The following is a 21598-nucleotide window of genomic DNA, read 5'->3' on the forward strand; positions in this document are numbered from 1 at the left end:
TTTTTAAGCGGCTCTATTCATCAAAATTAATTCTTTCTTCTTCCACTACCAAAGGTCTTTTCATAACTCTTTGGTTTATTGTAAGTATATACTCACCGATAAGTCCGATAAAAAATATCTGTATTGAACCTAAAAAAAGCATTCCTATAAGTATCGGTGCCATGCCTGCCGGGAACCTGTCCCAGTAAAGCAGTTTTAAAATCAGATATACTACTGCAATAATCATGGACATTCCTGACAGTACAATGCCCGCAAAGGTTGCAAGACGCAGTCCGACCTTCGTATATGCCGTAACCGAAAGCATGGCGGCATCATAGAGTCTGTACAAATTATTGCTGGTTTTACCCGCTCTTCTCTCAGGCTGCTCATAAGGAATTTCTTTTCTTCTAAAGCCCAGCTCCGCAACTATTCCTCTAAGAAAAGGTACCGGATCATCCAGCTGTCTCATTACATTTATAAAGGCTTTGTCATACAGTCCGAATCCTGTAAAATGCTCTATCTGCTCCACCTCTGAAAGCTTCTTTATTGTTTTATAATAAAGGCTTCTAAGATGATACATTATCTTATTTTCCTGACTTGATTTTTTTATTCCTATAACTATTTTATAGCCCTCTTCCCATGCATGTACATACTTGGGTATCATCTCTACCGGATCCTGAAAATCAGCCGCCATAAGTATGGTGGCATCTCCTGTACTTTGAAGCATTCCGTAATAAGGGGAATTAAACTGCCCGAAGTTTTTTGCATTAAATATTCCCTTTATACCTCTGTCATTCTTACAAAGTTCTCTTATCAAATCTCTTGTATTGTCTTTTGAATCATTATCAATAAAAATAATCTCATACTCATATAAAGCGAGATTTTTTTTAAACTCTTCTCTTATGGCATTTGCCATAGGTACCACATTTTCCTCTTCGTTAAAACATGGAACCACTATACTTATTTTTTTCATTCTACCATCCCGTAAGTATCATTGTCTTTATAACAGTATTTCCCTTGTCCTTCATCAGTTCAAGTGCAGGCACTACATTTTCAAAGCCTTCAAATATATGTGTAATCATCTTTTCAGGTGCAAATCTTTTATGCTTTATCATGGATAAAAGCCTCTCCATTCTAACTCTGCCACCCTTGCCAAGCTCCATATATACGCTCTTACCCGACATACCTCTTCCCGATGAAAACTTGGGTATCTCCATACTTCCATCACCTGTAAAAAGCTTTAGATTGACAACCTTTCCAACTCCATATCTTACCATATCTATGGCATCAGAAAAAGTCCTATCGTTTCCTCCGGCGATTATTACTATATCCGCACCCTTACCTCCGGTTGTTTTAAGAACATATTCCGTAATATCACATTCCTTATATGATATAACTTCGCTTGCACCGTACTCATAAGCCAAAGGGATACTCACCTCTCTGCTGCCTACTGCAATTATCCTGCCTGCTCCACGAAGCGAGGCGCCGCATATCGCCATAAGACCTACCGCACCTATCCCAAGCACTACCACGGTATCGCCAAAATTCACTCTTTCGGCTCCGGTAAATCCCGTGGTCACCATATCGGTGCACATAAGCCCATTGCCAAGACTTACTCCCTCAGGTAAAATCGCCAGATTCAAGTCTACATTTGCCACCTCAAATTCCCTTGCAAAAACTCCGGGTGTACTTCTGCCTAAAGTATTGGCACTGAAATTGGCACCTGCATGTAAAAAATTTCCATCCTGTATATCCTTATCATGAAAATCCGGTGTCATTGACGGAACCACTACAATATCTCCGGGTTTAAAATCTTTTACCTTTTCGCCTACCTCCAAAACCCTTGCAACCGCCTCATGTCCCAAAATCAGATTATCCGGTTTCTTTGAACCCGAGCCATATACTGTATTTACATCAGATGTACAGACGGATATAGCTACCGGAGTCAATATCGCATTATATATGCCTGAGAGCTTTGGCTCCTTTACTTTTATAATATCCGCCTCATTTCTTTTTATGAGTGCAAATGCTTCCATGGTATATCCCTTTCAAAAATATTTTCATACTAATTATATATCTTAAATGCAAATGGAACAATAGTGTTAATATAAACAAAAAATGCCCGGACCGGTACCATAAGAAAAGTTCTTATGGCATCAGTCTAAGCATCTTTTTAATTTTAAAAAATTTCCAAATAATTATCTTTTGTCTCCGACAAAAAAAACTCCAACTGTTCCCGGACCGGTATGTGCGCCTATAATATGACCTATTTCTTTGACTTCCACATTTCCCTTTAAATTAGGGAAACGAGCTTCCAGCATACTTGCTAATTTAATTGCTTCTTTTTCTGAATCCGCATGAGCTATAAAGCATTTTCCCGAATAATTTTTCCCATCGACCGCCTGTACTTCCATTCTGGAAACAATGGCCTCCATGGTCTTTTTCTTTGTCTTTACTTTTTCAATAACAACCAGCTTACCTTCTCCGTCTACGCACATAAGCGGACAGAAGTTTAATGTTTTTCCGATTTTAAAGGTAAAATTACTTAAGCTGTCTTCTCTCAAATATGTCGTCAAATCTGTTGAAAAGAACCAATGATTAATATACTTTTTAGAATTCTCCGCATAGTTCTTCAGTTTGTCAATAGGCATTCCCTCGTCTCTTTTATCTGCCAAAATATCAATCAGCAGGCCCATACCTGCCGAGGCGGATAAAGAGTCTACTACATATAATTGTCTTTCAGGATATTCCCCTTTTAGTTCCTTAACTGCTGCCATCGCTGATAGATACGAACCGGATATACTTGATGATAGGCAAATATGCAATACATCCTTACCATCCTTCAAAAATTTTTTAAAGTATTCCTTGTATTCTGCCATGTCGATTTGACTTGTTGTCGGATTCTCTCCCTTTCGCATTCTTTCGTAGAAATCCGACAAAGGCACGCTCTCTCCCATACTTTCATCATATGTTTTCCCGCTAATACTGTATTTATTGTCTATATGATGAATATCCCTACTGGAGTAATACCCGTTAGTCATATCTGCGGTGGAGCTGCATGATAAAATATAGTCCTCCATGACTATACCTCCTAACGATTTTTTGTGACCTGTCCGAACGGATTTTGATAGCAAAGCATCATTTACGGTCCTTTTTAAAATGCTCTGATATAAGGATCGGTCCACCCCTTTTTCTGTCTATACATATCAAGTCAATCTACTGTCAATTTGCAATTCTTTATGCAACTCTATAATAACATACTTTTAGGCTATTTTTCAATATTTTATTATTTGTTTTATATTTTTTATGCTATTTTATATTTGCAAAAAGAATTCAAAAAAAGTAATTTTGCTATATAAACATATATATCAGATATATTTGTTCAATATAGAAAATAATATTTCAGTTGTTAAACAATTAGACAAACCTCTGTTTATACTGAAAAAATATCAATAATAGATTGTAATGCCTCTAAACTTCCATTATCTCTTATCCTGTAAAACAGATGTTCCAAGGTCTTTTTTTCACCTATCCTTGACATTTCTTTTTCAAGATTCTCTACCGTATCTGAAAAAACTTTTAAATTCTCCTGAAATAATGCCCATTTTAAAAATTTTTCCACACCTTCTTCTACCATTGAATTTGCCTTTTCGATACTTAGTTTCTTTTTTTCATTATTCTCATCGGCAAATTTTTTCATATCATCCATATTGTAATAATATATATTATTTACGTCTTTTATTCTCTCATCTATATCACAGGGCAGAGCCAAATCTATAAATACCTTTTTATTCTCTTTTATAATATTATTTTCTATATGTTCCTTTGTAAGTGTGAAATGTGGTCCTCCCGTAGCCGAAATAATAATATCCGCCTCATTTATATAATTATATCTGTCATGATATTCAATGATGCTTACCCTATCCGCTCCATTTGGCGACATCTCTATATTATGTCTTCTCTTTGTGACATAGATATTTGAAAAATCATAGCTTAGAGCATTTTTTAATACTATATTTCCTATTTTGCCGGATGCACCTATTATAAGAAGTTTTTTTTCATCAAAACTTAGAAGTACATCCTTTGCCGCACGAAGTGCCAATGTCGCTGTGGATACTCCCGATTTTGAGATAAGGGTTTCGGTTTTTATCTTTTTTGCCTCTGTAACCGCATCCCTGAATAATGTATTCAAATACAGACCGGCAGTATTACATTCTCTTGCAAATTCTATAGCATCCTTTACCTGCCCAAGAATCTGGTCCTCTCCTATCACCATGGAATCAAGTCCGGCGCTGACCTTATAAATATGTGAAACAGCACCCTTTCCTGTATAACAAAGCAGATAATCACGCAAGTTCTCTATTGTATGCCCTATTATTGCTTCGCATTTTTCCAAAATCAGATTTATAATACTTCCGGTGCCTTTATCCTTTCCGGTGCTTATATATATTTCCGTTCTGTTGCATGTAATCAGTACCGCGGCTTCATCTATAATTTCTTCATTGCATAGGGATTTTAACAGCCTTTCCTTCTCCCCTTTTTCAAAGGCGAAATACTCCCTTATTTTTTGCGGTGTGTTTCTAAAGCTGAGACTTAGAAGTAAAATCATTATTTTCCCCCAAATCCGGCTATGATACTTAATGTGTTTTTTATATCTTCAATGCTGTGTGCATCCGATACAAACACCGCTTCAAACTGACTCGGTGCGATATATATTCCGTTTTCTCTTAAAAAACTGTAATAGCCGGCATATTTATCAAGATCACAGGTAAGCACATCCTTATAAGATTTTACATCCTGTGATGTAAAAAATACCGACATCAAAGAGCCTATTCTATTTATATGAACTCTCTTTTCTTTAGTATTCATTATATTCTCAATGCCGTCCGCCAAAAGCTTTGTATTTTCATCTATGCGCTTATAAATATCAGGATTTTCAAACAACACCTCCAAAGTGGCAATTCCCGCCGCCGTAGCTACCGGATTTCCGCTGAGGGTACCTGCCTGATACACATCCCCCAAGGGACTTATATAAGACATTATTTCTTTTTTGCCTCCATAGGCTGCAAGAGGCATTCCTCCACCCACTATCTTTCCTAGCGTAATCAAATCCGGCTCTATCCCAAAGTACTCACAGGCTCCGCCCTTTGCCAGCCTGAATCCTGTAATAACTTCATCAAATATTAAAAGTGCAGAATTTTTTCTTGTTATTTCTCTAAGAAACTCCAAAAAACCTTTATCCGGCAAAATCACACCCATATTTGCAGCCACCGGTTCCACTATAACCGCTGCAATTTTTCCATGATATTTTTCAAATAAAGCATTTACACTGTCTATATCATTAAACTCCGCCACAATGGTGTTTTTGGCATAGTCATCCGGCACTCCTCCACTTGAAGATATAGCCTCTGTAAGCACACCGCTACCCGCCTTCACAAGAAGCCCGTCCGAATGTCCGTGATAGCAACCTGTGAATTTTAAAATCAGATCCCTATTGGTATATCCCCTTGCAAGTCTGATAGCACTCATTGTAGCTTCCGTACCCGAGTTTACCAGTCTGACCTGCTCCATCACAGGCATCGCCTCATTTATCATCTCTGCCAAAATATATTCTTTTTTGGTAGGTGCACCGAAACTTAGCCCTTTTTTTATTGCCTTTTTAACCTTTTTTAGTACATAGGGATGAGCATGCCCCAGTATCGCAGGCCCCCATGAACATACATAATCTATATATTCATTCCCGTCCACATCAAATATCTTTGAACCGGAAGCCGATTTTATAAAAACCGGATCTCTATGTACCGCCCTTGCCGCACGAACCGGAGAATTCACCCCTCCCGGAATATATTTTTGTGATATCTCAAAATATTTTTCCGATTTTTTATATTTTCCTGATTGCATCAACTATCCCCTTTACATCATATTGATTTGCTGTTATAACTTCCTCTATACCAAATTCCATAAGAGCTTTTGTGGTCATTGGTCCTATCGATACTACCCTTCCCTTAAGAACATTCATATCTTCTATCATCTCACATAGAGCCTTTGCGGCACTTGCACTTGCCAAAACTATATAATCGAAGTTTTTTATTTCTTTATTGAGCTCAAACTTCCTTCTATAGTCGATTATTGTATCATAAATCGGGATATCACAAAATTTTATACCTGCAGCCTTTAGTCCATTTGGCAATATATCATTTCCAAGCTTTGCCCTGAGCATAAGGACTCCGCTTTTTTCATTAAGTTCTGTAACCATCTCTTCCAAAAAGCTTTTGGAATCAAACTTTGAAGGTATAAAATCCGCTCTTACCCCGTACTTTTTTAAGGCACTTGCGCTGCCGCTGCCTATAACGCATATTTTTTTATTATGCAGGCTTCTTATATCCAAATCGTACTTTTTTATCTTTTCAAAAAATATATCCACTCCATTTGCACTGGTAAGTAAAATATGTGTTGCAAGTTCCAATTCCAAAGTAAATTTATCTCTTTCAATCTCCATCTCCTTTGTGGCTATCAGACTCATTTCACATACATTTGCTCCAAGCGCTTTAAATTCAGGAGCCATTTTTTCCGTCAAAGGTCTTGTTGCGGTCAATAATATATTTTTATTTGAAAGCGGCAGTCCGTCTTTTTTAAAGAAATCCAGATTCTTTTTACATACATTACCTATTGCTATAAGCGCAGGTGAAACAATATTTTCTTTCTTTGCTATTTCTTCAATATTTGAGAGCTTACCTCTAAAAACTCTTTGATTATATCTTGTGGCATTTTCAATAATTGCAGCTCCCGTATCAGGGTTCATTCCATTTGATAATAATCCGTTTACAATGGCACCTAGATTTGATATACCCATCAAAAATACCAGACTTCCCTCAAGCTTTGCTATACCGGCAAAATCAAGATTAAGCGGTTCTCCCTGTTTTCTATGCCCTGTAAAAACATGAAAAGATGCCGCCTCACCTCTGAATGTAACAGGTATTCCGGCATATCCAAGCCCTGCATAAAAGGAACTGACTCCATGCACTATCTCAAAATCAATTCCCCTTTGCAAAAGATACTCCGCCTCTTCTCCCCCTCTGCCAAAAATATAGGGATCTCCTCCCTTAAGTCTGACAACATATTCTCCTGCCAAGGCATATGAAACTATGGTTTCATTTATCTTATCCTGAGTAAGATAATGATTTCCCGATATCTTACCTGCATATATAAGCTTTGCCCCCATATTTGCTCTGTTTAAAATGGTGGGATTTATCAAATTGTCATATATTATAACATCCGCATCCTCTATACATTTACATGCTTTTATTGTAAGAAGATTTTCATCCCCCGGCCCCACCCCTACCAATGATACCTTTTTTATTTCCTTATCAAACATCTTTCCTCTTTAATCTGCCTGCCAATTCTTCCACTGCCTCAAGCAATGCCTTTTCACTTGAGTCTATCATGTTTTTCTCAAGATATTTACCCTCAAAATATGCTTTTATACTGTATTTATCCAAAGCTTTGTATATATATATACCTGCACTTGTATGGCAATCAGCCTGTAAAACAGCCAGATATTTTCTTTCTGCAAAAAATAAGGTATTACATTCTCCATCCTGTATTTTTTCCAGTATAGTTGCCATTTCATCATTTGCATATTCGGCACATAGTATGCCCTGCGCCGGTGCCGGCAATATATCTTTTTCCCTAATATTTATAATGCTTATTTTATCCAAAATATCTTTAAACTCTGCGGCATATTTATCATTTGCTTTTAATCTTTCAATACCGGCTGCCGCCAATATTACTCCATCCACATCATTTGAAAATATTTTTTCTATTCTTGTAATTACATTGCCTCTGACAGGTATTATTTTTATATCTTTATTTAAAAAAAGCAATTGTTTTTCTCTTCTTTTTGAGCTTGTACCTATTCTAAATCCTTCAGGCAAAGTTTTTATATCAGTCTCTTTTAAAAAATCCTTTTTTACTGCCAAAATATCATTGACCGGCGCCCTTTTTAAAACCGGCATAAGCTTTAATCTATGATCAAATTCCAATGGTAAATCCTTGGCTGAATGCACCGCCAAATCAATATTTCCATTTATCAATGCCTCTTCCAGCTCCTTTGTAAACAAGCCCTTTCCGCCTATTTCCTGCAAGGATATATCAAGTCTTTTATCACCTGCTGTACTCATAGGTATATATTCTATTTTTATATGGGGGAAGCTATTTAATATAGCATCCCCCACTAATTTACTCTGTGCCAGTGCCAAAGCACTTTTTCTTGTACCTATCCTTATTATGTTTTTATTAAACATATACCGCCTCTTTAGCATGTTTTAGTATAAGTTTTCTCACATAATCATATTCCCCAAGTCCCTTAAGCTCAAAGTCGACCTGCTTACCCATATCCTCAAGCATTGTTTTAAAGCTTTCATCATCTCCCGCCATATCATTTTTGGCATGATCCCCTGCCACTATCATAAACGGATACAGATGCACCGCCTTATAATCCGCTAATCCCGGCAAAACATCCTCTATATAGGGATAGCCTTCCACACAGGCTATATGTATATCATCTCTGCCATAGGATACAAATCTCTCTCTAAGCATCTCATATATTTTATTGGCTTCATGCTCTGAACCATGTCCCATTAAAAGGTAGGCATTATTTTCCTCCCTTTTGTATATTGCATCCATTTCTTTTATCATATAGCTAAAATCTTCTTCGCTCTCCAAAAGTGCATTTCCGATTCTTATTTTTTCGAAGCTGTTCTTATAGCTTAGTACCGTATCCTTTACTTTATTATGCTCCACACCGTTTATAATATGTGTGCTTATTACCAGTAAATCTTCCACTCCCTCTTTTATAGCTTCCTCTATAGCCTCTTCTATATTATTGATATGGAGGTTAGAAGTTTTTTTTAACTTGGCTCTTATTATATTGCTGGTCCATGCCCTGAAAAAAAGACTGTTAGTGAATTTTTCTCTTATATCATTTTCGATTACATCTATTGTCTTCTTTCTTGTATCCTCATGGCTTGTGCCAAAGCTTGCAACTATAACTCCTTTTTTCATCCGATAATCCCCTTTTCTATACATTTTGCCAGTTCTTTTGCATAATATGTAATATAAATATCAGCTCCCGCTCTGAAAGCCGATACCGCCATCTCACATATTATCTTTTCCTCATCTATAAATCCGTTTTTTGCCGCCGATTTTACCATTGCATACTCTCCGCTTACAGAATATGCAGCCACCGGAACATTGGTAATCTCTTTAACCTTAGTCACTATATCCAAAAAGCTCATAGCAGGCTTTACCATAACTATATCAGCTCCCTCAAGGATATCATCTTCCACTTCCTTTAATGCCTCTCTTACATTATGTACATCCATCTGATAGCTCTTTCTGTCACCGAATGCCGGTGCCGAATCCGCCGCCATCCTGAACGGACCGTAAAATGCGGATGCATACTTGGCTGAATATGCCATTATAGGAATATTTTTATAGCCTTTTTCATCCAGAACTTTTCTAATCTCACTTACTCTGCCATCCATCATATCTGACGGTGCTACCATATCCGCACCTGCCTCCACCTGTGAAAGTGCAATTTTTGCAAGATATTTTATTGTACTGTCATTGTCCACATACATATTTTTAAGTATTCCGCAATGCCCATGTGAGGTGTATTCACACATACATACATCAGCTATTACATATATATCCGGAAAATTTTTCTTTATATATCTGATAGCTTCCTGCACGATGCCATGATTATGATATGCCTCACTTCCCACATCATCCTTATGCTTTGGTATGCCAAAAAGTATCACGGAGTGAACACCCGCATCTAAAAGTTCTTTTATAACACCGTCACATCTGTCTATACTCATTCGATACTGACCGGGCATGGATTCTATCTCTTCAAGGATATTTTCTCCTTCTTCAAAAAACATAGGGTAAATGAGGGCATCCTTGCTTATTCTGGTCTCACGCACCATATTTCTGATATTCTCATTTGCTCTGAGTCTTCTGGTTCTAAACATATATTCTCCTCTTAATCAAATTCTTCCTGCTTTGTATCGCTCTCTTGCTCTTTTTTACATTCCGATACTATTTCCTTTATATTATATCTGATTGCACCTGCCACTCTTCTTGCCAATTTATGATTGCTTCCTGAGGAAGTAACACCTATTACCATCTCATCCTCCGTCACAATCCCCGGAAAGTAGAAATCGCAGTTTTTATAATTTGAGGCATCATTTACCGGAATCCCTTCTTTATTACAATCCCAGACTATCTTCTCATTTAATTCCTTATCATTTGTCGCAGCTATTACATAGTCGGCTTCTTCTATATCTGTACTGTCATAAGCCCTCTCTTTTAAAATCAGCTTTTCATCTTCCAAATCCATGATAGTAGCCGATATTGTCTTTGCCACAACTATTATTTTGCATCCGAACTCTTTTAGTTTTAAAACTCTCCTTGCTGATATGTTTCCGGCTCCCACCACCAAAAAGGTCTTTTTGCTTATATCTATAAACAGTGGAAAATACTTTGCCATAAGCCCTCCTTGCACTTTAAATCCACCAATAAAATTCTTCAGATATTATAACATATAATAAAGTAAATATTATCTAAAATATAATCAGGCAATAAAATGTTCATTAAAAAAAGCAGGTTATTTCCCGCTTTTTTAATATTCTATATTTGTCTGACAAATGTTATTTCTTAACAAAGTCTTTTGTCGGCTGAGATCATATATTAAATTTGAAATATTTGTTTTAGCCATACACAGTTTGCATCTACTATCTCTTTTTTATCTCCTGAAATTTTTGCAACTACATGTAAGTCTTTTGTATTATCATATATAGTCAATTCATCCACCAGAGGTATAATCTCCTTTAAATTTATAAGTGAGTTATCATATCTTCGCAATATATCTTCCTTGGCTATGCCATGTCCGCCATTTGACACTCTTATATTTACTCTTTCAACCGCTATACCTGCATTATCAAGTCCTATATAATTCATCTTTATTTTAAAGCCCTTTTCCCCTGCTTTTATTATATTATTTATAATGCTTTTTCCTGTCAATGTGGTCTCCTGATTAAAATCACATTGATTATTTATACATTTTTTGATAAGTTTCACCGCTTCCTTCATAGCTCTTGCCTGGTCGGACGGATTTCTCCAATCACCCCCGTTTGCAACTACTATCTCATCAGAATTAACTCTTACACCCAAATCTTTATCCTGCATATTAAATAATGTGGTTTTTCCGGCTCCGTTTACCCCCGCAAATAATGTATATATAGGCTTCATTTTGTTTTCCTTTCTTAAATCATTGTATTTATTACATAGAATCTTTGCCTTTACTCATAGACTTTTGAATATATATTAAGCAACTCTTTTATATGAAACCAATATATTATATAAGCTGTACATTAAAAATACCTTCGGAATATGTTAAGTTTTTTTATGATTTTACAACAAAAATCGAGTAGAGATATCCCCTACCCGATTCTTTAATAAATTTTAACCTTTAAATCTATTCGGTTAATGACGCTTTAGATTTCCTTTATACTATAATAAACTTTCAACCAGTTCCGATACCTTGTTAAAATCTTCCTCTTTCGGATTCCATAAAACTTTTATACTTTCTTCAGCCACTTTAAATCCGGCTCCTGCAAGCTGCTCTTTAAGTATCTTTACAGACTCTCCCGACCATCCATAGCAGCCGAAAGCAGCCGCTTTTTTATTTTTAAACTTAAGCTGTTTTAAAAATTCCATCCAGCCTGCCACACTGCTTAATATGCTGTTTCCGACTGTAGGAGAACCCACCGCAATTGCCTTTGACTTAAAGATTTCAGTCATAACCTCATTCTTATCCGATTTTGAGATATTAAATACCTTTACTACAGTATCGGGACTCTTAGCATGAATTTCTTCAGCTATTTTATGCGCAATCTTTGTAGTTCCTTCCCACATTGTATCATACGCTATGGTTATCTGATCTTCCTGATAGTTAGCCGCCCATTCCCCATATTTTTTAACTATTTTCAGCGGATCTTCTCTCCATATTGCACCATGCGAAGGTGCAATCATATCTATCGGCAGATTAAAACCTGTGATTTCCTCCAGCTTTTTGGTAAGTATAGGAGCAAAAGGAGTCAATATATTTGCAAAATACTTCATTGCCTCCTTCCACAAAAGACACTGATCCGCCTTGTCATTAAACAATTCCTCCACTGCATAATGCTGTCCGAAGGCATCATTTGAAAATAAAATATTGTCTCCTGTCATATATGTCGCCATACTGTCCGGCCAGTGGAGCATACGCATTTCTACAAATACAAGCTTTTTACCGTTTCCTATATCCAAACTGTCTCCAGTCTTTACCACATTAAAGTTCCAGCCACGCTTTCCGTACTGACCTTCAATACTTTTTACAGCTGCTGCGGTACAATAAATCGGAGTATCAGGTATCTCCTCCATAAGTGCGGTAAGGGAACCTGAATGATCACATTCTCCATGATTGGCAACTATAAAATCTATCTTATTTAAATCTATTTCCTTTTTTAGATTCTCTACAAAGTCAAATCTATGAGGTGTCCATATAGTGTCAATCAATACTGTTTTTTCTTCCTCTATAAGATAGGCATTTTGACTGGAACCGTTTTTTATGGAATAATCATCGCCATGAAAACTCTCCAGTTCCCAATCAATATATCCTACCCAGCTTACATTTCCCTTTACTTTTTTTCTCATGTGGTCACCCACTTTCTTTTATTCAAGTGTAAGTAATAATGCCATTTTAAATTTCTTTGTTGCTCTTACCGAGTGAAGTCCCGCCTTTGCAAAATGGAAGTTTTCACCTGCTTTTATAACATGCTCCTTTCCCTCATAACCTATTACTCCCTCGCCGTCAAGGGCAAAAACGATTGCCTCCCCCGGTGCTGCATGTTCTGAAAGTGCCGCACCCTCATCAAATGCCATAACAATAAATTTCATCTTATCATTATGAACCACATCCATATTTACAATCTTTCCATCCGCATATGGTACTAAATCCGCTAATTTAAAAACTTCTCCCGCTTTAACACTGTTATTCATAATATCTTCTCTCCTTATTGATATTTCCGTATACACGGCTCCATTATTTGTTTTCATTCCCACAGGTGTATCTGTCATTGTTATAATACAGTCTCCTGTTTCAAGCTCTCTTATAAAACCCTTATCACCATAAACACTCATCCTTCCCTCAGCCACTATAAGCAGCTTATGGTAGGGATATATTTCGGCACTTATATCCGTATTCTCTGCCAAAGAAAAATATATTATATCATTTGCTCCCTCATATACAGCCTTTGAAACAGTACAACCGGCAACAGGTTCATTATCCCTCGCTATAGAAAATACTTCACCCACTTTTTCTTTCATATATCACACCTTTACATCCGGATTCTTCTCTCCGAATTTTTCCTTTAATGTTTCACAAATCTCGCCCCTTGCTTTGTTTTGCTTTTCCATATTTTTTATAGTCTTATATGCCGCAAAAAGTGTGGAAGGACCTATCTCCGAACTAAAATAACCTATTCCCTGATTCCATACAAGAAGTTCAAAAACATCATCAAATGCCGCACTGTCAAGCCCGTGAATATATGCCTTTACAAGTTCTCTTGTTGCCTGACGCATTCTGCCTGCTCCCACTGCATTGGTCAATGACAATAAGAGTCTTGTTTCATACGGCAGATATCTATGCTCATCATTCCATGTCAAATCCCAGAAACTTACAGCTATATCCCCTAATTTTTCATCAATCAAAGGCATATTTGTAAGTGCTGCCGGACGCATAGGAATATCCTTTTCTTCCTGCTTTACCTCCACTCGGTAAAAATAAGCATGGTACTCACCTTCGGCTTTTTTCTCCGTATAATATTCAAAACCCAACCCCTCCATTACTTCATAAAGAGGTATGGGATCAAAGGACTGAATAACTGTTATTCCCTCGCCTGCCGCTACATCCATAGCCTGCTTTTTTAATCCCAAAAAGAAATTGCCTTGAATTCCTCTTACATCAATTTGCTTAAAACTTGAAACTTTATCTTTCCAATTTGTAACGCTCATATCTTGACCTCCTTTATTTTGTCTTTATTATACTCCTATAATATCAAAAAATCTGTATTCCCGGATACAGATTTCATGTATAATAAAAACAACAAAAAAACTATGGAGACAATATGTATTATTCAATTCTTCAAAACAGTTCATTATTTAAGGGTTTGGGAGAAGATGAAATTTCAGATATCCTTGGAATTATTTCCCCCACTGTTAAATACTATGACAAAGGAAATACCGTGTTTAATTTTATGGATACCGCCAATCGTATAGGGATTATTTTAGAAGGTCGCGTAGAGGCAAGGAAGAATTTTCCAAACGGCAGGCAGGTGGATGTTTCTGTACGAAATCCCGGAGATATTATAGGACCTGCCGCCGTTTTTTCCAAAAGCCGAAAATATCCCTGTGATATAGTTGCAATTGAGCCTGCAAAGATAATGCTCTTACATAGAGATGAACTTTTAAAGCTTATGCAATTAAATCTATGCATATTACAAAATTTCACCACCGAAATTTCCACTGCAACTTATATGCTTCAACAAAGACTTGAGCTGCTCTCCTATGGAGGCATCGCACAAAAAGCGGCATTCTGGCTTTTAATGCAGTCCTGTCAATCAGGTAAAGATACTGTCACAATTCCTGACAGCATTTCAAAATGGGCAATGCTTATGAATGTATCCAGAACATCTCTTCACAGAGAATTAAGCCGCATGGAAGCCGATAAAATTATTTTTTATAATCCCCCCGTAATCAAAATACTGGATACTGATGCATTGGAGGATATATTAAGCAGGTGACGGTATTGCATTCTCTTTATAGTATTACCTAGCTACAATCTCTTTAATAAATACAGGTTTAAATATATCAGAGTACTTCTGTATATGAGGGGGAACACAAACTTTAATATAAGGAATAACTCCTGCCTACGCGGGGAATACTTTCCAAGTCTTGATATAAGGGAATTGCCCTGAGGATCACCCCCGCCTATGCGGGGAACACTTAAGTTGGAATTTTTCTTCTTTCCTATCCGGGGGATCACCCCCGCCTACGCGGGGAACACCACACTGACGACTGCCCTGAGTTTCAGGTACTAGGATCACCCCCGCCTACGCGGGGAACACTATACAAGGTCTTACAGGTCTACACTGGATATAGGATCACCCCCGCCTACGCGGGGAACACTTATAAGAATGGTATAACTTCCAAAAATCTGTAGGATCACCCCCGCCTACGCGGGGAACACATTTTTTGCATAAAGTCATAAAAAATGCTTGCAGGATCACCCCCGCCTACGCGGGGAACACTTATCATTATACTTGCTTAGTGGCTCGAACTCGGGATCACCCCCGCCTACGCGGGGAACACTATTAGTATTAGGAGGTAATAGAGATGTCTGTAGGATCACCCCCGCCTACGCGGGGAACACAACTGCCCGATGGCAACTTCTTAGCTGTAGCCAGGATCACCCCCGCCTACGCGGGGAACACTTTTTCTAAAAAGCCTACTAAGTCTGATATTGAGGATCACCCCCGCCTACGCGGGGAACACCGTCGGCTATTTTCTTAAGTGTAATAAATTACAGGATCACCCCCGCCTACGCGGGGAACACTTTTCCAATCGGTTTCAATTAAATTAGTTGTAGGGATCACCCCCGCCTACGCGGGGAACACACAAATTTTAGACGAATATTTTACTTTAGGAGGGGATCACCCCCGCCTACGCGGGGAACACATATCTTATATCAGATATGGGATCAGTGTATCAGGATCACCCCCGCCTACGCGGGGAACACTCTTGTCGGATGGGTTAGCGTGAACTCGTGGCGGGATCACCCCCGCCTACGCGGGGAACACTATACTCCATCAGCATCTACCCAATAGTACATAGGATCACCCCCGCCTACGCGGGGAACACTAGCATCTTTAATCATTTCAGAATACTTTGAAGGGATCACCCCCGCCTACGCGGGGAACACCCAAGATACAATAAACACTATATCTGTAGATGGGGATCACCCCCGCCTACGCGGGGAACACTTCCCTATCAACCACGCCTGGTTCATTGACTTAGGATCACCCCCGCCTACGCGGGGAACACATATCATATCAATTTGAAAATTAAAATCATTCAGGATCACCCCCGCCTACGCGGGGAACACAATTCAGTACAACAAGAGTATAAGTTGACAGGGGGATCACCCCCGCCTACGCGGGGAACACAAATATTATCTTTTATATATGATGAAATGATTAGGATCACACCCGCCTACGCGGGGAACACAACCTGTTATAAGTCAGAAAAACATACAACAAGGGATCACCCCCGCCTACGCGGGGAACACAATAATTCATCTTAAGAATTTCATAAGAATTTAGGATCACCCCCGCCTACGCGGGGAACACAAGACACAAAGAGCAAGTACACGCCCTTGAATGGGATCACCCCCGCCTACGCGGGGAACACATGAGAAATTCACATACATGGCTATACCGTCCAGGATCACCCCCGCCTACGCGGGGAACACACTTTACCGCTTGCGGCGGTTGGTGCGGCAGGGGGATCACCCCCGCCTACGCGGGGAACACTCAACTGTAATGCCCCCTCGATTCGTTGCCCTAGGATCACCCCCGCCTACGCGGGGAACACTATACTTTGTCGAATATTGGCATAGTTTGATTAGGATCACCCCCGCCTACGCGGGGAACACTCAACTGTAATGCCCCCTCGATTCGTTGCCCTAGGATCACCCCCGCCTACGCGGGGAACACTATACTTTGTCGAATATTGGCATAGTTTGATTAGGATCACCCCCGCCTACGCGGGGAACACCCCCCTCCAAGTATGAAATAATTATCAAGGATAGGATCACCCCCGCCTACGCGGGGAACACTAACCGCTAGATACATTTTTGGATATTCCGTTGGGATCACCCCCGCCTACGCGGGGAACACACTTTTTACCACCGTCCGACTTTGAAATAATAGGGATCACCCCCGCCTACGCGGGGAACACTTTGTTTTTCAAGGTTCAGTGACAGGTTAGTAGGGATCACCCCCGCCTACGCGGGGAACACAATATCTCAAAATCATAATATTCTATATATTTAGGATCACCCCCGCCTACGCGGGGAACACTCAGAATATTTAGAATTGTCTGATAATTTCTCGGGATCACCCCCGCCTACGCGGGGAACACAGGTGTCAGAAAAGTTGATTTTGAGAGATGGAGGGATCACCCCCGCCTACGCGGGGAACACTAAGAAGATTGAAAAATTATTTAATGATTTTAAGGATCACCCCCGCCTACGCGGGGAACACATCGTATTAGGTATATCATGGTTCTTAAATGAGGGATCACCCCCGCCTACGCGGGGAACACAATGAATTATTTGGGATTTTCTGATAATTTTGAGGATCACCCCCGCCTACGCGGGGAACACAATGAATTATTTGGGATTTTCTGATAATTTTGAGGATCACCCCCGCCTACGCGGGGAACACGTATTTGATGATGTATTAAGTTTTAACATAGTGGGATCACCCCCGCCTACGCGGGGAACACAACGACGATAAATTTAACAGAAACGGCGGTTGTGGGATCACCCCCGCCTACGCGGGGAACACTACTTGTATGTACCCCAGATTTGTACAATAATGGGATCACCCCCGCCTACGCGGGGAACACTGTCTTTTCATTGCAACACAACCGCCATTTCTGGGATCACCCCCGCCTACGCGGGGAACACAAAATCTATTGTAATAGACAGACCAATGTGTTAGGATCACCCCCGCCTACGCGGGGAACACCTTATCTGAAAGCTTGATAATGCAGTTGAGACAGGATCACCCCCGCCTACGCGGGGAACACGCCAAAACCCTCTAATCGGGTTGAGATACCTCGGGATCACCCCCGCCTACGCGGGGAACACAAATCCGCATCATTTACAAGATTATCAAGTTTAGGATCACCCCCGCCTACGCGGGGAACACTAAAATCCTGTAAGTTTACAGTTGGATAAAATGGGATCACCCCCGCCTACGCGGGGAACACTTGTATAAAAACCCCTATCAAATTGATAAGGGGGGATCACCCCCGCCTACGCGGGGAACACTTTGCTGGGAGAGGGTACAATACACATACTCAAGGATCACCCCCGCCTACGCGGGGAACACTACATCTAAATTTGAATAAGTACCACTTTTTAGGGATCACCCCCGCCTACGCGGGGAACACCTAATTTTAGATTACAATTATAGAGATTTTGTAGGATCACCCCCGCCTACGCGGGGAACACAGTAATAAGATCCCTTAAACACGCTATGTCAGACTATATAAATCCCTGAATTTATTTACTTTTACAGCAAGCTTGTATATTAGCCTTGCGTCTTCCAATGCTCTATGTGGTACTTCATCACCAACCCCATATTCCTTTATCACAGTTTGTAATTTATAGTTTGTCAGAAAAAGTTTTTCATTTTTTACAAACTTCATTAAATCATATCGCTTATTTTTTAATTTTTCAAGTTCAAGTTTTGATAGAGCAATATCTATAAACTCGATATCAAAGTTCACATTGTACCCTATAATATCTCTATCACCTATAAAGTCTATGAACTCCTTTAATACCGACTTTGCACTCTTCCCACTGTTTTGTAACATATTAGTGGTAATACCTGTAATTGCCACTATATGTTTTGGTAATATACCTTCATAGCTCATCAGACTTTGAAATTCACTTATTATTCCACCTTCAGATTTTACTGCACCTATTTCGATAATAACATCTTTCTCTTTATCCAAACCGTCAGTTTCTATATCTATTACAACAAAACTCTTAGAATCAAGCTTACTCTTATGCGTCATATATTTTTTAGCATTTCTAAACTTTGCCGCATTGCTGAATCCATGCTTTATCTCTCTTTGTTCATCTACATTCTCATTTGGAATAAACACCAAGGGAATACCATCCATATCAATATTTGAAAAACTTGTATTATGAGTATCAAACTGATAGCCAATCTCATTTCTATATGCAAAACTTAAAGTTGCCTCACCATCCTTGACATTCTCCTTCACCCTCTTCCAAAGCTTTTCTCTTACCTTTGTGTTGAAATTTCCTATATAAACCCCTGTAGTTATCTCCTGCATCCATTTGGTCAAATCACCTCTAAGAGCCTGTGGTACTTTTTTCAATGTAATAACTGTAAATGGCATATCACATTACCTCAGTATAGCTCACACCATAACTTACAAGTTGCTCCTTATTATCCCAAAGTCCCAAAAATTCCCCTTCAAGCTTTTCGTCATCACCTATATCCAATAAATACTGTAAGTCGGATACAATCTGCTTTACAAGCTTTTTTTCCTCAAATATATCCCTTACCTTTTTTCTGGTGATACTTCCAACATCATCTTCTTTTCCAAATTCACTTGCTATTTCAAATGCCAATGGAATCGTTGTATCTGCTTTATACAAATCTGCAATATCATATACAAATGATAAATCATGACCTGTATGTACAAAACCAAGTCCGGGAGATATTCCAAGTGCTGATACTACACTATATACAAGCCCATATAACGCTACATTACCTGCCGACAATGCCTGATTCACTACATTTCCACTTGCAAAATCATCAACCTTATAATCTCTGCCGGTCCATTCAACATTATATTTTTTTGACAATCCCGTATATAATCTCCTGACTCTGGTACCCTCATGGCCTCTTAACTGCTGCATAGTATATGATGAAACATCCTCCCCTTGAAATCTCATCATATACATTTTTCTTGCAACATCTACTCTGCTCCTCACATTTGTAACTAATCTTGCCTGACTTTCTAAAAACCTGGTAGAATGAGTCAATGATCTACCATGTGCATAATGTCTTACACCTTTTTCTCCTACCCATATTATGCCTGTGCCCATATCTCCTATCAGCTCCATTGCTCTATGAGTAATATCTGTTCCCGGTCCAAGCAGTAATGCTCCAATCATTGCTACAGGTATTCTGACAGTACCTCTACTGTCAGATACCACTATAGCTCCATCTTGTCTGTTTACTTTAGCATGCTCAATGTAGATAAATGTAACTCTATCACTTATTCTAGGCAGTTCATTTATTTCCGCTTTTTCCATACTTTCACCCACTATCACATAAGTATAACGGTCATAAGTCCAAAGCCATAGGCTTTTTTCTTGCCGAATCCATTCTCCAACATTGATTTGAACTTATCTTCATCAACTACAGTTAGTACCCCCTCAAATGTAGCTTTTACCACTTTTACCGGCTTTGAACCGGATTTTCTTAGTAGCTCAAATCCCCTCTCTACAATATTCACATCATCTTCATTTACTTCAAAACCGTTTTTTATAGTTCTGTCCATAAAGAACTTCTTTTGAAACTCTGCTGTAATGTGTGGCTTTTCACTACCTCTCTTACCGCCTTCCATAACTGCATGTACAGGATTTGTTACAAGTCTAAAGCGTAACTTCATACCGTTTTTCACCTTGCTTATATATGCATCATATTCCTTTGTTACTGCACTGCCGGTCACACCATATTTTTCCAGCAATTTTAAGTCCGGCTTTTCTCCACTTACCAGCAATAAATACTTCTTATCATTTATCTTATCAAGTCTCCAAAGCTTCCTGCTTCTTACCCCACTCTCTTCTCTAAAGCTTTGTTCTACCCAATTATGATAAGCTCCAAGATGCGTCAAATCTCTTATCTTCTGCCTATTGTATATATCTAACTCAACTCTTGAAATATACATATCATTCACCTACCAAATCAAAAATATTGTGGTTTGTATCTTCATCTTCAAACATACTGTTTTTTACATAAATCTTTGCATGGTCTTCATATCTAAAACTGAATTGTCTATGTTTATTTGAAAAAGATATAACCTTATCCTGCCTCAATGCCTCTCTGTCAGCATTATCAAAAATCCCCTTGTCACAATATACATCCAATGATTTCTGACTTTTATTATATCTTTTCTTATAATAATCTTTTGCCTGCCACTCACATTTTTCTAATGCAGTCCTTATATCACCTTCAAAATTTCCAAGAATAAAATCTGCCAAAACCGGTATTGACTTTCTTCCTAAAAACATTTGAAAATATGGTCTCTTTAAAGCTTCATATATTTTCTCTATAAGATTATTATCCTCATGTGATATAGCTACTACAAATACAGTATCTTCAAGATAATATCTCTCTGTAACATAAGTCCTGTCAAAATCTCCGGTTGACTTATATTTCCTTGCAATGTGATAATCTTTCAAAAGGCTCCCCTCCTGATCAACTCTCACTGCAAATTTAAGACTATCAAAATCACCAATGGACTTATCGTCTCTCCTTATTCCAAGTGCCGCTCCTATCATACCTATAACAGCACTTTTTGATGGATAAAGATCTGTATGTCTGGTTTCAAAATGTGAGTCGGTTCCCCAGGACTGAATAGGTCCTGCAAACTTCAATAATATAGTTTTCACATTTTCACC

Annotated in this window: 19 protein-coding genes and 1 CRISPR repeat array; of the genes, 1 reads left to right on the forward strand and 18 read right to left on the reverse strand. The window is 38.7% G+C overall.

The genetic code is table 11. From position 1 onward, the window contains the following. Positions 1-13: 13 nt before the first annotated feature. The 14 genes from J4O15_RS02745 to J4O15_RS02810 form a co-directional block, all read right to left on the reverse strand. Positions 14-952 carry a glycosyltransferase family 2 protein gene (locus J4O15_RS02745; protein ID WP_208099609.1) on the reverse strand — a complete coding sequence of 313 codons (939 nt, stop codon included), beginning with the start codon at positions 950-952 and terminating at the stop codon, positions 14-16. Position 953: 1 nt separating this feature from the next. Beyond that, positions 954-2015, reverse strand: coding sequence for a zinc-binding dehydrogenase (locus J4O15_RS02750; RefSeq protein WP_208099610.1), 1062 nt, complete (start codon positions 2013-2015; stop codon positions 954-956). A gap of 162 nt (positions 2016-2177) precedes the next feature. Continuing rightward, complete coding sequence (locus J4O15_RS02755; protein ID WP_208099611.1) at positions 2178-3059, reverse strand: DegV family protein; 882 nt, start codon at positions 3057-3059, stop codon at positions 2178-2180. Between the two features lie 353 nt (positions 3060-3412). Continuing rightward, a complete protein-coding gene (gene hemA, locus J4O15_RS02760) occupies positions 3413-4588 on the reverse strand; it encodes a glutamyl-tRNA reductase (protein WP_208099612.1) in 1176 nt (391 codons plus the stop codon). Beyond that, complete coding sequence (hemL, locus tag J4O15_RS02765; RefSeq protein ID WP_208099613.1) at positions 4588-5880, reverse strand: glutamate-1-semialdehyde 2,1-aminomutase; 1293 nt, start codon at positions 5878-5880, stop codon at positions 4588-4590. The genes hemA and hemL overlap by 1 nt, the downstream gene beginning before the upstream one ends. After that, on the reverse strand, positions 5861-7354 hold the full coding sequence (gene cobA / locus J4O15_RS02770) for a uroporphyrinogen-III C-methyltransferase (protein ID WP_208099614.1): 1494 nt from the start codon (positions 7352-7354) through the stop codon (positions 5861-5863). Before cobA ends, hemL begins: the two co-directional genes overlap by 20 nt. Further along, complete coding sequence (hemC, locus tag J4O15_RS02775; RefSeq protein ID WP_208099615.1) at positions 7347-8282, reverse strand: hydroxymethylbilane synthase; 936 nt, start codon at positions 8280-8282, stop codon at positions 7347-7349. The genes cobA and hemC overlap by 8 nt, the downstream gene beginning before the upstream one ends. Beyond that, the gene (locus tag J4O15_RS02780) at positions 8275-9042 is read right to left on the reverse strand and encodes a sirohydrochlorin cobaltochelatase (RefSeq protein ID WP_208099616.1); all 768 of its coding nucleotides are present in this window, start codon (positions 9040-9042) and stop codon (positions 8275-8277) included. The genes hemC and J4O15_RS02780 overlap by 8 nt, the downstream gene beginning before the upstream one ends. Further along, positions 9039-10013, reverse strand: coding sequence for a porphobilinogen synthase (hemB, locus tag J4O15_RS02785; protein WP_208099617.1), 975 nt, complete (start codon positions 10011-10013; stop codon positions 9039-9041). The genes J4O15_RS02780 and hemB overlap by 4 nt, the downstream gene beginning before the upstream one ends. Before the next feature lie 11 nt (positions 10014-10024). Beyond that, positions 10025-10531, reverse strand: coding sequence for a precorrin-2 dehydrogenase/sirohydrochlorin ferrochelatase family protein (locus tag J4O15_RS02790; protein ID WP_208099618.1), 507 nt, complete (start codon positions 10529-10531; stop codon positions 10025-10027). Positions 10532-10731: 200 nt separating this feature from the next. Next, on the reverse strand, positions 10732-11292 hold the full coding sequence (locus J4O15_RS02795; protein WP_208099619.1) for a zeta toxin family protein: 561 nt from the start codon (positions 11290-11292) through the stop codon (positions 10732-10734). Positions 11293-11553: 261 nt separating this feature from the next. Further along, positions 11554-12738 (reverse strand): flavodoxin domain-containing protein, encoded by a 1185-nt coding sequence (locus J4O15_RS02800; protein WP_208099620.1) that lies wholly within the window; start codon positions 12736-12738, stop codon positions 11554-11556. Between the two features lie 18 nt (positions 12739-12756). Next, the gene (locus J4O15_RS02805) at positions 12757-13410 is read right to left on the reverse strand and encodes a cupin domain-containing protein (RefSeq protein WP_009220508.1); all 654 of its coding nucleotides are present in this window, start codon (positions 13408-13410) and stop codon (positions 12757-12759) included. A 3-nt stretch (positions 13411-13413) separates the two neighbouring features. Beyond that, positions 13414-14097 (reverse strand): DUF2249 domain-containing protein, encoded by a 684-nt coding sequence (locus J4O15_RS02810; RefSeq protein WP_009220507.1) that lies wholly within the window; start codon positions 14095-14097, stop codon positions 13414-13416. A gap of 113 nt (positions 14098-14210) precedes the next feature. Between J4O15_RS02810 and J4O15_RS02815 the strand changes: the two genes are divergently transcribed. Beyond that, positions 14211-14885, forward strand: a complete 675-nt coding sequence (locus J4O15_RS02815; RefSeq protein ID WP_009220506.1) for a Crp/Fnr family transcriptional regulator — start codon at positions 14211-14213, stop codon at positions 14883-14885. 113 nt (positions 14886-14998) lie between these two features. After that, a CRISPR array of direct repeats spans positions 14999-18382; the repeat unit is 28 nt; unit sequence GGATCACCCCCGCCTACGCGGGGAACAC. Between the two features lie 23 nt (positions 18383-18405). Here J4O15_RS02815 and cas2e read toward each other — a convergent pair. The 4 genes from cas2e to cas5e are packed head-to-tail and all read right to left on the reverse strand — an operon-like array spanning position 18406 to position 21589. Beyond that, positions 18406-19302, reverse strand: a complete 897-nt coding sequence (gene cas2e / locus J4O15_RS02820) for a type I-E CRISPR-associated endoribonuclease Cas2e (RefSeq protein WP_208099621.1) — start codon at positions 19300-19302, stop codon at positions 18406-18408. A 1-nt stretch (position 19303) separates the two neighbouring features. Continuing rightward, entirely contained in the window at positions 19304-20227 is a 924-nt protein-coding gene (gene cas1e / locus J4O15_RS02825) for a type I-E CRISPR-associated endonuclease Cas1e (protein ID WP_208099622.1), read from the reverse strand. 14 nt (positions 20228-20241) lie between these two features. Next, entirely contained in the window at positions 20242-20865 is a 624-nt protein-coding gene (cas6e, locus tag J4O15_RS02830) for a type I-E CRISPR-associated protein Cas6/Cse3/CasE (RefSeq protein WP_208099623.1), read from the reverse strand. A 1-nt stretch (position 20866) separates the two neighbouring features. Further along, on the reverse strand, positions 20867-21589 hold the full coding sequence (gene cas5e, locus J4O15_RS02835) for a type I-E CRISPR-associated protein Cas5/CasD (protein ID WP_208099624.1): 723 nt from the start codon (positions 21587-21589) through the stop codon (positions 20867-20869). Positions 21590-21598 lie beyond the last annotated feature (9 nt).

The organism is Lachnoanaerobaculum sp. Marseille-Q4761, from assembly GCF_017565785.1.
Lineage (GTDB): Bacteria > Bacillota > Clostridia > Lachnospirales > Lachnospiraceae > Lachnoanaerobaculum.

What these genes read in the sequence shown, in the direction of transcription:
- J4O15_RS02790 (WP_208099618.1), bottom strand. Translation starts at nt 10,531, where the DNA reads ATGGCAAAGTATTTTCCACTGTTTATAGATATAAGCAAAAAGACCTTT.
- J4O15_RS02815 (WP_009220506.1), top strand. Translation starts at nt 14,211, where the DNA reads ATGTATTATTCAATTCTTCAAAACAGTTCATTATTTAAGGGTTTGGGA.
- hemL (WP_208099613.1), bottom strand. Translation starts at nt 5,880, where the DNA reads ATGCAATCAGGAAAATATAAAAAATCGGAAAAATATTTTGAGATATCA.
- J4O15_RS02800 (WP_208099620.1), bottom strand. Translation starts at nt 12,738, where the DNA reads ATGAGAAAAAAAGTAAAGGGAAATGTAAGCTGGGTAGGATATATTGAT.
- J4O15_RS02755 (WP_208099611.1), bottom strand. Translation starts at nt 3,059, where the DNA reads ATGGAGGACTATATTTTATCATGCAGCTCCACCGCAGATATGACTAAC.
- hemC (WP_208099615.1), bottom strand. Translation starts at nt 8,282, where the DNA reads ATGTTTAATAAAAACATAATAAGGATAGGTACAAGAAAAAGTGCTTTG.
- J4O15_RS02810 (WP_009220507.1), bottom strand. Translation starts at nt 14,097, where the DNA reads ATGAGCGTTACAAATTGGAAAGATAAAGTTTCAAGTTTTAAGCAAATT.
- J4O15_RS02795 (WP_208099619.1), bottom strand. Translation starts at nt 11,292, where the DNA reads ATGAAGCCTATATATACATTATTTGCGGGGGTAAACGGAGCCGGAAAA.
- hemB (WP_208099617.1), bottom strand. Translation starts at nt 10,013, where the DNA reads ATGTTTAGAACCAGAAGACTCAGAGCAAATGAGAATATCAGAAATATG.
- cas2e (WP_208099621.1), bottom strand. Translation starts at nt 19,302, where the DNA reads ATGCCATTTACAGTTATTACATTGAAAAAAGTACCACAGGCTCTTAGA.
- hemA (WP_208099612.1), bottom strand. Translation starts at nt 4,588, where the DNA reads ATGATTTTACTTCTAAGTCTCAGCTTTAGAAACACACCGCAAAAAATA.
- cas6e (WP_208099623.1), bottom strand. Translation starts at nt 20,865, where the DNA reads ATGTATATTTCAAGAGTTGAGTTAGATATATACAATAGGCAGAAGATA.
- J4O15_RS02805 (WP_009220508.1), bottom strand. Translation starts at nt 13,410, where the DNA reads ATGAAAGAAAAAGTGGGTGAAGTATTTTCTATAGCGAGGGATAATGAA.
- J4O15_RS02745 (WP_208099609.1), bottom strand. Translation starts at nt 952, where the DNA reads ATGAAAAAAATAAGTATAGTGGTTCCATGTTTTAACGAAGAGGAAAAT.
- J4O15_RS02750 (WP_208099610.1), bottom strand. Translation starts at nt 2,015, where the DNA reads ATGGAAGCATTTGCACTCATAAAAAGAAATGAGGCGGATATTATAAAA.
- cobA (WP_208099614.1), bottom strand. Translation starts at nt 7,354, where the DNA reads ATGTTTGATAAGGAAATAAAAAAGGTATCATTGGTAGGGGTGGGGCCG.
- cas1e (WP_208099622.1), bottom strand. Translation starts at nt 20,227, where the DNA reads ATGGAAAAAGCGGAAATAAATGAACTGCCTAGAATAAGTGATAGAGTT.
- J4O15_RS02780 (WP_208099616.1), bottom strand. Translation starts at nt 9,042, where the DNA reads ATGAAAAAAGGAGTTATAGTTGCAAGCTTTGGCACAAGCCATGAGGAT.